The organism is uncultured Brachyspira sp., from assembly GCF_934747485.1.
Taxonomy (GTDB): domain Bacteria; phylum Spirochaetota; class Brachyspiria; order Brachyspirales; family Brachyspiraceae; genus Brachyspira.
Genome location: NZ_CAKVGN010000095.1, coordinates 1 through 8,888, shown reverse-complemented (window position 1 = coordinate 8,888; position 8,888 = coordinate 1). Strand labels below are relative to the sequence as shown.

Here is an 8,888-nt window from a genome sequence, read left to right as displayed (position 1 = left end):
AAATTATGATACACCTATGCTATACTTTAAGAAATTAAGGAATTCCTAACTGCAATATGTCTGGCTCCTGTGCAATTGACTTTTTTTCATATAATTATATTGTTTAATAAGAAGTTATGATTACATTAGATGAAGCGTTTAGTAAAATAAAAATATTCCAAAATATTAATCTTCAAACTATAGAATATATAAAAAAATTCTCCAATCTAAAAGCATACAAAGAAAAAGAACATATATTTATGGATAAAGATAAAATTGATAGTATATATATAATAGTATCAGGCAAAGCAGCTTTATATAAGCTAAATAATTTCGGTGATAAAAAAATAATTTTTATATTTGGAGAAGGACAAATATTAAATGAACATAGCATACAAGATATAAAAGTTTCTATAAACTGTGAGGTTTTAGAATATTCTAATGTTATGCTTATACCATCAAATGTTTTTATAAAGGCTATGGAAAAAGATTTTGCATTATCTAAAGCTATATTAGATTTAATGTCTCTAAATATAAGAAGGCTATACCGTCAGCTGCAAAACACTACAAACAATTTAGAATGCGAAAAAAAATTAGCTTCAAAATTATTAAAATTAGTAAAAGATAATGGCATATATTGTGAAAACATAGTAAAAATAAATGTACCATTAAGTATAACATATATATCCGAGTTAATAGGCTCAAGAAGAGAGACTGTTTCAAGACAAATTAAGAAATTATCAGAATTAGGTTTTATAGAATTTAAAGACAATTTTATATTTATAAAAGATATAGAAAAGTTAAGAAATTACTTTTATGATATATAATTTATTTAATAAAATAACTTCTTAATAAAATTTTAATATTGCAGTGTGATATATATCACATACTTATTTTTAATAACATCTATAATAGATATATAATTAAAAGGAGGTATACAGCATGGGATATAAGTTAGATAAATCGGATTTTCAAAATCTGGTTGACAATCTAAAAAAACACTATTTGATTTATGCTCCTAAAAATTTCAAAGGTACAGGAACATTTTCTGATACGGATATAGTAAGATATGATTATATTTCAAATATTGATGATATAGAATTTAATAAAAAATCTAATTATTCATTTAAAGAATCTATTTTGCCGATTACTCAAACTTTATTTTATTTTACAGAAGATGAAATAAAAGAGGCTAATATTGAAAGAGAAAAAACAGCATTAATATTTTTAAGAAGCTGCGATTTGCATGCTATAAAAAGATTAGATCAAATATATCTTAAAAATGGTTTTGAAGATTATTATTATAAGCGTTTGAGAGAGAATATAAAATTTGCTCTTATAGGCTGCTCTGAGTCTTTTGATAATTGTTTTTGTGTTAGTATGAATAGTAATAAATGCGATGAATATGATTTTGCTCTAAATATTAGAGATAACTATTTTGAAATAGATTGCAAGAGCGAAGAGTTTAAGAGTTTATTTAAAGAGTATAAAGAATCAGATATAGAGATAGATTATGTAAGAGAAAATGATATTAAAGTAGAAGTAGCTGAAGATTTAAGTTTAGATGTTTATAAATCAAAGATGTGGGACGAATATGACACAAGATGCATTAACTGCGGAAGGTGTAATTTTGTATGTCCTACTTGCACATGCTTTACTATGCAGGATATTTTTTATACTGATAATGGAAAGGTTGGAGAGAGAAGAAGGGTACATGCTTCTTGTATGGTAGATGAATATACTGATGTTGCTGGAGGCGGAGCTTACAGAAAGAAAAATGGAGAGCGTATGCGTTTTAAGGTTATGCATAAGGTTTTTGATTATAAAAAAAGAAATGGATATACTATGTGCGTAGGATGCGGAAGATGCGACGATGCTTGTCCGGAATATATATCATACTCTAACTGCATTAATAAATTAAAAGATGCTATGAAGGAGGTATCTAAATGAGTAGTAATGAATACTTACCTTTTTTGTCTGAAATACTCGATATAAAAAAACATACAGAGATTGAATATACTTTTAAGATGTCATATAACGGAGAATCCAAACCTGGACAATTTTTTGAAGTATCAATACCAAAATTTGGAGAAGCTCCTATATCAATAAGCGGCATAGAAAAAGGAAGCGTTGATTTAACTATAAGAAAAGTAGGAAAAGTTACAAATGAAATATTTGAAAAGTATGTTGGAAACAAGCTTTTTATGAGAGGACCTTATGGAAACGGATTTGATGTTAATTTATATAAAAACAAAGATATTATAATAATTGCTGGAGGTACAGGTGTTTCTCCTGTAAGAGGGGTAATAGATTATTTCAGCAACAACAAAAACGAAAGAAAAGATATGACTGCTATTATCGGTTTCAAAAGTCCTGATGATATTTTGTTTAGAGAAGATATTGAAAGATGGGAAAAAAATATGAATCTTATATTAACAGTTGATGCGGCTCCTGAAGGTTATAATAAAAATATAGGTCTTGTAACAAAATATATACCAGAATTAAAAATCACTGACAATAGTATAGCAATAGTAGTTGGTCCTCCTGCTATGATGAAATTCTCTATAATGGAATTAGAAAAAATTGGACTTAAAGAAGAGAATATTTGGGTATCTTATGAAAGAAAAATGTGCTGCGGTATAGGCAAATGCGGACATTGCAAGATAGATGATGTTTATATTTGCTTAGACGGTCCTGTGTTTAATTATGTTAAAGGTAAAACTTTAGTAGATTAGGAGTTTATTGTATGTTAGATATAAACGTAAAAAAACTTAAAAAAAATGCTTTTCGTATTACCAAAAAAAGAGGTTTAACTGCTTCAAGGATAAGAGTTCCCGGAGGGCATTTAAATGTTAAATATTTGGATATTATAAAACATATAGCAGACAATTACGGCAACGGCACAATTCATATGACAGTTCGTCAGGGTTTAGAAATTCCTGATATAAAAATGGAAGACATGCCAAAAGTTAATGAACTTTTACAGCCAATAATAGAAGGACTTAATATTAATCAAGATGAGAAAGGCAAAGGTTACACTTCATCTGGGACAAGAAATATATCTGCATGCATTGGAAATAGGGTTTGTCCTTTTGCCTGCTATGATACTACAGCATTTGCTCAAAGAATAGAAAAAGCAATATTTCCAAATGATTTACATTTTAAAGTAGCTTTAACAGGCTGCCCTAATGATTGTGCTAAAGTGAGAATGCATGACTTTGGTATTATTGGAATGACTCACCCTCAATACGAAAAAGACAGATGTATAAGCTGCAAAGCTTGTATAAAATCATGTAAAAGAAAATCTGCTGATGTTCTTAGCATGGTTAATTATAAAATAGAGAGAAATCATAAAGGCTGTATAGGCTGCGGAGAATGCGTGATTCAATGTCCTATGAGAGCTTGGACTAGAAGCGAAAAGAAATATTACAGACTTACAATAATGGGAAGAACCGGTAAGAAAAATCCAAGACTTGGTGAAGACTTTATAAAATGGGCTGACGAAGACAGCATAGTAAAAATTATATTAAATACTTATGAATATGTAAAACAATATATAGACTTAACTGCTCCGGGCGGAAAAGAGCATATAGGATATATAGTTGATAGAACAGGATTTGAAGAGTTTAAAAAGTGGGCTTTAAAAGATGTTGTGCTTCCAGATATAGCTGAAGTTTATACTCCTGTTTATTGGAAAGGTATACATTATGTTTAAATAAAACTAATATTTTAATTTTCATTTATAAGTTTTTTGGTTTTATTTATACATAAATTTATAAAAGAATCCCATTCCCCTAAAGTTTTATCGAATACTTCAGCTTTAATTCCTAATTCTTTTATAGCATTAAATATACCATCTAATATATCATTCTTATAATGAAATGATTTTGATATTAATATTGGGATTATTAATACTTTTTTGTTTAATTTTAAAAGTTTATCTTTTATTTCATCTAAGCTTATACCTTCAGAGAAAGTAATAGATAAATAGGACTCATTTTGAAGACTTAATTTATAAGCAAGCATTCCATAAGCAGAATTAGAATGATGCTTTCCACCATGTCCTACAAACAAATATGTATAATTATTATAATCATTAAACTTTTCTTTTATTATAGAGACCATATTATCATAATCACTTGGAATAGATAATAATGATTCTCCGTATTTCAATATAGAATAATCATTCTTAAAAGGTACTGTAGTATGGAATATACGCATATAGTCTTTATTTTGCAATAAAACTATAGGAGCAATATATACTTCTTTTATATTTTTATTTTTTAGCTCATCTAATCTATCTTTAACTGCCGGAAAATCAGAAGTTTCTTTCATCATTTTTCTTATAGCACTTGAACTATAAGCATCTGTTATATAAAAATCTTTAAACTCACTTTCAAATCTCTTTATTATATCAGAATACATTTTATCAGTTTCTTTATAATTGTTTGCACCATGAAATAATAATATTATACTTTTATCTAACATAAATTTTACTCCATAATAATAATATTATAATCAATTTATAATCAAATTTCAATTAAAAGAGTATATACATTAAATATTATTATTATTGTAAAAGTATAAAATTAATCTACATAAATAGGCATAGCTATATGTTATTATTTTATTATATTAAAAAATTATCCTATAGGGGTTCCGTTTTCTGCTTCTTCGTTAATGCTAAGCAAAACAACTTCATTATTTTCTTTTACAGCACCAAGAACAAGACATTCAGAAAAGAAGTTAGCAATTTGTTTTTTTGGGAAATTTACAACAGCAATGATTTTTCTTCCGATTAAATCTTCTTTTTTGTAGAGTTTTGTAATTTGAGCAGATGACACCTTTATGCCCAATTCTCCAAAATCAATTTTTAATTTGTATGCTGGTCTTTTAGCCTTTGGAAAATCCTCTGCCTCTATGATTGTACCTACTCTAATATCGAGCGAAAGAAAATTATCAAAAGTAGTTTCATTTTTAATATTATTTTCCATAAATAAATCCGTTTATAAATTATTAATTTTTTATTTGATTAAAGATTTTACTAAATAAATATTAATTATTATACTGAAACAGCTATATTTTGTCAAAAAAAAATAAAGTTGTATTTTGTATAGATAGTATTATTCTGATATTTTTCAATCATTATAAAATTTATAAGTTTTTTATTTGTGGGGACTAGCCCCCACGCCCCCAGTTCTTTTTGTGACCAAAAGAACCAAAAAGACTGCATTTTATAAAATATAGCTTTATATATAAATAAAAATATAGATATTATCTTACATTCATTTATATATATTAACAACATACAAAGCTAAAACACTTGCACTTTTTGCTACTGGAAAAATTTGAACAAAAAACTTATATGATGAAATACAATTATATATTTTAATCTCATAGAAAAATCGTCAAATAGAATTTTATTATAATTTAAAAAACATAGGCGGCTGAAAATCAATTCTTAAAAATTAACTTCCAACCGCCTACTAGACTTTATATATTCAACTTTTACTTTTTATCTATATTATTATTTATTGTCATCAACAACCTCATAGTCAGCATCAACTACGCCGTCATCTTTTCTGCCTGAATCTTGGTTAGTGTTTTGCTGTGCTTGCTGTTGTCCTGCATCAGCTTGTCCTTGCTGTGCCCCTGCTTGTTTGTAAAGAGCCTCTGAAGCTTTGCTCCATGCTGCTTGTAAATCGTCTGTAGCTCTTTTAATGCTGTCTGTATTGTTAGATTCTACTGCTGATTTTAAAGCACTCATTTTAGACTCAATCTCTGATTTATCTGAAGGCTGTAATTTATCGCCGTTTTCTTTTAACAATTTTTCTGTCTGATAAATCATATGGTCAGCATTGTTTTTAGCCTCAACTTCCTCTTTTCTCTTCTTATCTTCTTCAGCATGTTTTTCTGCATCCTGAACCATTTTGTTTATTTCTTCCTCGCTAAGTCCGCTTGAAGAAGCTATTGTTATTTTCTGCTCTTTGCCAGTACCCAAATCTTTAGCTGTAACATGTACTATACCGTTAGCGTCTATGTCGAATGAAACTTCAATTTGAGGTACGCCTCTTGGTGCAGGAGGTATTCCTACTAAATCAAATCTTCCAAGCTCTCTGTTGTCATTAGCCATTTTTCTTTCACCTTGTAATACTCTAATAGTTACAGATGATTGATTGTCTGCTGCTGTTGAGAACACTTGTTTTTTGTTTGTAGGTATAGTAGTGTTTCTGTTGATTAAAACAGTCATTACTGAACCTTCTGTTTCAATACCAAGTGAAAGCGGAGTAACGTCAAGAAGAAGAACGTCTTTAACATCACCTTTAATAATACCGCCCTGTACTGCAGCACCCATTGCCACTGCTTCGTCTGGGTTTACGCTTTTGTTCGGCTCTTTTCCAAATATGTTTTTAACTGTCTCTTGTACTAAAGGTATTCTTGTAGAACCTCCAACAAGTATAACTTCATCTATATCGCTAGTAGAAAGTCCTGCATCTTTCAATGCTTTTTCACATGGGATACGAGTTTTTTCTACTAAGTCTCTTACTAAATCCTCAAATTTTGCTCTTGATAAAGATACATTCAAGTGTTTAGGACCTGATGCATCTGCTGTCAAGTACGGCAAATTGATATCTGTTTGAAGTGAGCTTGAAAGTTCTTTTTTGGCTTTTTCAGCAGCTTCTTTTAATCTCTGTAAAGCCATTTTGTCGCTATTTAAATCAACGCCTGTATCTTTCTTAAACTCTTCTATTAGCCAATTAATTATAGCTTGGTCAAAGTCATCACCGCCTAAATGTGTATCACCGTTTGTACTTTTTACTTCAAATACTCCGTCAGCTAATTCAAGTATAGATATATCAAATGTACCGCCGCCCAAGTCATAAACTGCTATTTTCTCATCTTTCTTTTTTTCCATACCATAAGCTAAAGCAGCAGCTGTAGGCTCGTTTATTATTCTTAATACATTAAGCCCAGCAATTCTTCCGGCATCTTTTGTTGCCTGTCTTTGGCTGTCATTAAAATATGCAGGTACTGTGATGATTGCATCTGTTACAGTTTCTCCTAAATACTCTTCAGCTGTTTGTTTCATCTTTTGAAGTGTTCTTGCACTTATCTCTTGAGGAGTAAAGTTTCCTTCAAGTGTTTTAATTTTTACTTTTCCATCTTCCTCTATAACTGTATAAGGCATTCTTGAACGTTCTTCTGATACTTCTGCATAAGTGTTACCCATAAATCTTTTTATAGAGAAGATTGTATTTTCTGGGTTAGTTACCATTTGGTTTTTAGCAGGCTGACCTACTAATACTTCCCCTTTATTTGTAAATGCTACTATAGAAGGTGTTGTTCTGTTTCCTTCGCTGTTTGTTATTACTACAGGTTTTCCGCCTTCCATTACAGATACGCATGAATTTGTAGTTCCTAAATCTATTCCAATAATTTTGCTCATTATAAATTTCTCCTTAAAATATTAATTAAATATATATGTTTATGTACGATTAAAGTCTGTAAGTCTAATTCTTCGTTAGAACGCTTACAATATATTCAGTATGACCATTGCCTAAATGTGATGTATTAAGATCAACATTGATAACTTCTCTGTTTTCTATATGTCTGTTAATCTCATCTGTTAAATCTTGCAAAACCTTATTAATATGATTTATGCTCTCTTTCTTTGAATCTTTAGGTTCAAAATAAGCTCTAAAAAGTTGAATATGTGCCATATAAAAATCTCCTTATAAAGTAAATAAAAATTTATTATTCAGTTGCTTTTGGTTTTCCAACCACAACCTTAGCCGTTCTCAAAAGTTCATCATTTAATTTGTAGCCCTTAGCATAAACTTCTACAACCTGCTCTTTATCAATATCAGCTGCTTCTATCATAGTTAATGCCTCATGCAAGTTAGGGTCAAACTCCTCTCCTAATGCCTCTATTTCAGTTACACCGTTATCAGTTAAAAAATCTATAAACTGTTTATGTATTAATTCTACGCCCTTATAATATTCGCTTCCCTTTATAGTTTCATCATTATCAAAAGATTTTAATGCCCTCTCAAAATTATCCATAAAATTGATAAGAGATAATAATAAACCTTTATTAGCTCTCTTTATGCCGTCAGCTTTTTCTTTGGCAGTTCTCTTTCTAATATTTTCTGCCTCAGCCATAGCACGCATATATTTATCTTTCATATCAGAAACTTCATTTTCTAACTCTTCTACTCTCTTTTTTAGAATGCTAATTTCATCTTCATTATTTTCTAAATTTTCTTTTTGTTCTTCATTAACTTCATTAGTCTCATTAATTTCATTAGCTTCTGCATTAGAATTATTTTCTGCAATGTCCTCACTACCCTTACTAGCAGCTTCATTGCCTTCTTTCATTTCTTCTTCTTGCATTTAATCTCCTTTTTGTTTCCTTTTTAATTTCCTCTTAATTATTTACAGAAGTTACACCTATAATATATGCAATAATCGTGCCAAAAATATTATCTTTTTATTATTATATTTATTAAAAAACATAAAAATAATAGCATAAAATGCTAATACATGATTGGATTATTAGTTTTATTTATCAAAATATTATAGAAATTATTAAAATTACACATTTATTAAAACATAGACAAGATAGCAATATATTATGTTTAATAATAAAACATTTATACAAATAATACATGTTTAATAATTATACATTCAATTATAAAAAGGTGTTTAAAAAAGTATCACCCCGAGAAAGGATCTGCAGGGTGATAAGGAGGTTTATGAAAAATTGTATTATTTAACAATACAATTAATATTATATAAGAATTTAAACAAATGTCAAGGCAAAATATCAAAATATCTGTTTAGGAGCCATAGATATTGCACGTTTTTTAGTTAAAATAAAGTAGGTATTCCTTATAATATAAATAGCT

9 protein-coding genes are annotated in these 8,888 nt (G+C 28.9%); 4 read left to right on the top strand and 5 right to left on the bottom strand.

Annotated features, from left to right (window positions below):
- Positions 1-116: 116 nt before the first annotated feature.
- The 4 genes from Q0H31_RS12430 to asrC all read left to right on the top strand — a co-directional run bounded on the left by Q0H31_RS12430 (position 117) and on the right by asrC (position 3,694).
- Positions 117-806 (top strand): Crp/Fnr family transcriptional regulator, encoded by a 690-nt coding sequence (locus tag Q0H31_RS12430; RefSeq protein WP_295298655.1) that lies wholly within the window; start codon positions 117-119, stop codon positions 804-806.
- Positions 807-921: 115 nt separating this feature from the next.
- Positions 922-1,929 (top strand): anaerobic sulfite reductase subunit AsrA, encoded by a 1,008-nt coding sequence (gene asrA, locus Q0H31_RS12425; protein ID WP_295298653.1) that lies wholly within the window; start codon positions 922-924, stop codon positions 1,927-1,929.
- The gene (asrB, locus tag Q0H31_RS12420; RefSeq protein WP_295298650.1) at positions 1,926-2,714 is read left to right on the top strand and encodes an anaerobic sulfite reductase subunit AsrB; all 789 of its coding nucleotides are present in this window, start codon (positions 1,926-1,928) and stop codon (positions 2,712-2,714) included. Before asrA ends, asrB begins: the two co-directional genes overlap by 4 nt.
- 11 nt (positions 2,715-2,725) lie before the next feature.
- Positions 2,726-3,694, top strand: a complete 969-nt coding sequence (asrC, locus tag Q0H31_RS12415) for a sulfite reductase subunit C (protein ID WP_295298648.1) — start codon at positions 2,726-2,728, stop codon at positions 3,692-3,694.
- Positions 3,695-3,708: 14 nt separating this feature from the next.
- Here asrC and Q0H31_RS12410 read toward each other — a convergent pair whose 3' ends face one another.
- The 5 genes from Q0H31_RS12410 to Q0H31_RS12390 all read right to left on the bottom strand — a co-directional run bounded on the left by Q0H31_RS12410 (position 3,709) and on the right by Q0H31_RS12390 (position 8,373).
- Positions 3,709-4,467, bottom strand: a complete 759-nt coding sequence (locus Q0H31_RS12410; protein ID WP_295298646.1) for a sirohydrochlorin cobaltochelatase — start codon at positions 4,465-4,467, stop codon at positions 3,709-3,711.
- A 155-nt stretch (positions 4,468-4,622) separates the two neighbouring features.
- Positions 4,623-4,973, bottom strand: coding sequence for a tRNA-binding protein (locus Q0H31_RS12405; RefSeq protein ID WP_014933545.1), 351 nt, complete (start codon positions 4,971-4,973; stop codon positions 4,623-4,625).
- 533 nt (positions 4,974-5,506) lie between these two features.
- Positions 5,507-7,426 carry a molecular chaperone DnaK gene (gene dnaK, locus Q0H31_RS12400; RefSeq protein ID WP_295298643.1) on the bottom strand — a complete coding sequence of 640 codons (1,920 nt, stop codon included), beginning with the start codon at positions 7,424-7,426 and terminating at the stop codon, positions 5,507-5,509.
- A 64-nt stretch (positions 7,427-7,490) separates the two neighbouring features.
- Entirely contained in the window at positions 7,491-7,700 is a 210-nt protein-coding gene (locus tag Q0H31_RS12395) for a hypothetical protein (protein WP_013243548.1), read from the bottom strand.
- A 34-nt stretch (positions 7,701-7,734) separates the two neighbouring features.
- Entirely contained in the window at positions 7,735-8,373 is a 639-nt protein-coding gene (locus Q0H31_RS12390) for a nucleotide exchange factor GrpE (protein WP_295298641.1), read from the bottom strand.
- Between the last annotated feature and the right edge of the window lie 515 nt (positions 8,374-8,888).

What these genes read in the sequence shown, in the direction of transcription:
- Q0H31_RS12405 (WP_014933545.1), bottom strand. Translation starts at nt 4,973, where the DNA reads ATGGAAAATAATATTAAAAATGAAACTACTTTTGATAATTTTCTTTCG.
- asrB (WP_295298650.1), top strand. Translation starts at nt 1,926, where the DNA reads ATGAGTAGTAATGAATACTTACCTTTTTTGTCTGAAATACTCGATATA.
- Q0H31_RS12390 (WP_295298641.1), bottom strand. Translation starts at nt 8,373, where the DNA reads ATGCAAGAAGAAGAAATGAAAGAAGGCAATGAAGCTGCTAGTAAGGGT.
- Q0H31_RS12430 (WP_295298655.1), top strand. Translation starts at nt 117, where the DNA reads ATGATTACATTAGATGAAGCGTTTAGTAAAATAAAAATATTCCAAAAT.
- dnaK (WP_295298643.1), bottom strand. Translation starts at nt 7,426, where the DNA reads ATGAGCAAAATTATTGGAATAGATTTAGGAACTACAAATTCATGCGTA.
- Q0H31_RS12410 (WP_295298646.1), bottom strand. Translation starts at nt 4,467, where the DNA reads ATGTTAGATAAAAGTATAATATTATTATTTCATGGTGCAAACAATTAT.
- Q0H31_RS12395 (WP_013243548.1), bottom strand. Translation starts at nt 7,700, where the DNA reads ATGGCACATATTCAACTTTTTAGAGCTTATTTTGAACCTAAAGATTCA.
- asrA (WP_295298653.1), top strand. Translation starts at nt 922, where the DNA reads ATGGGATATAAGTTAGATAAATCGGATTTTCAAAATCTGGTTGACAAT.
- asrC (WP_295298648.1), top strand. Translation starts at nt 2,726, where the DNA reads ATGTTAGATATAAACGTAAAAAAACTTAAAAAAAATGCTTTTCGTATT.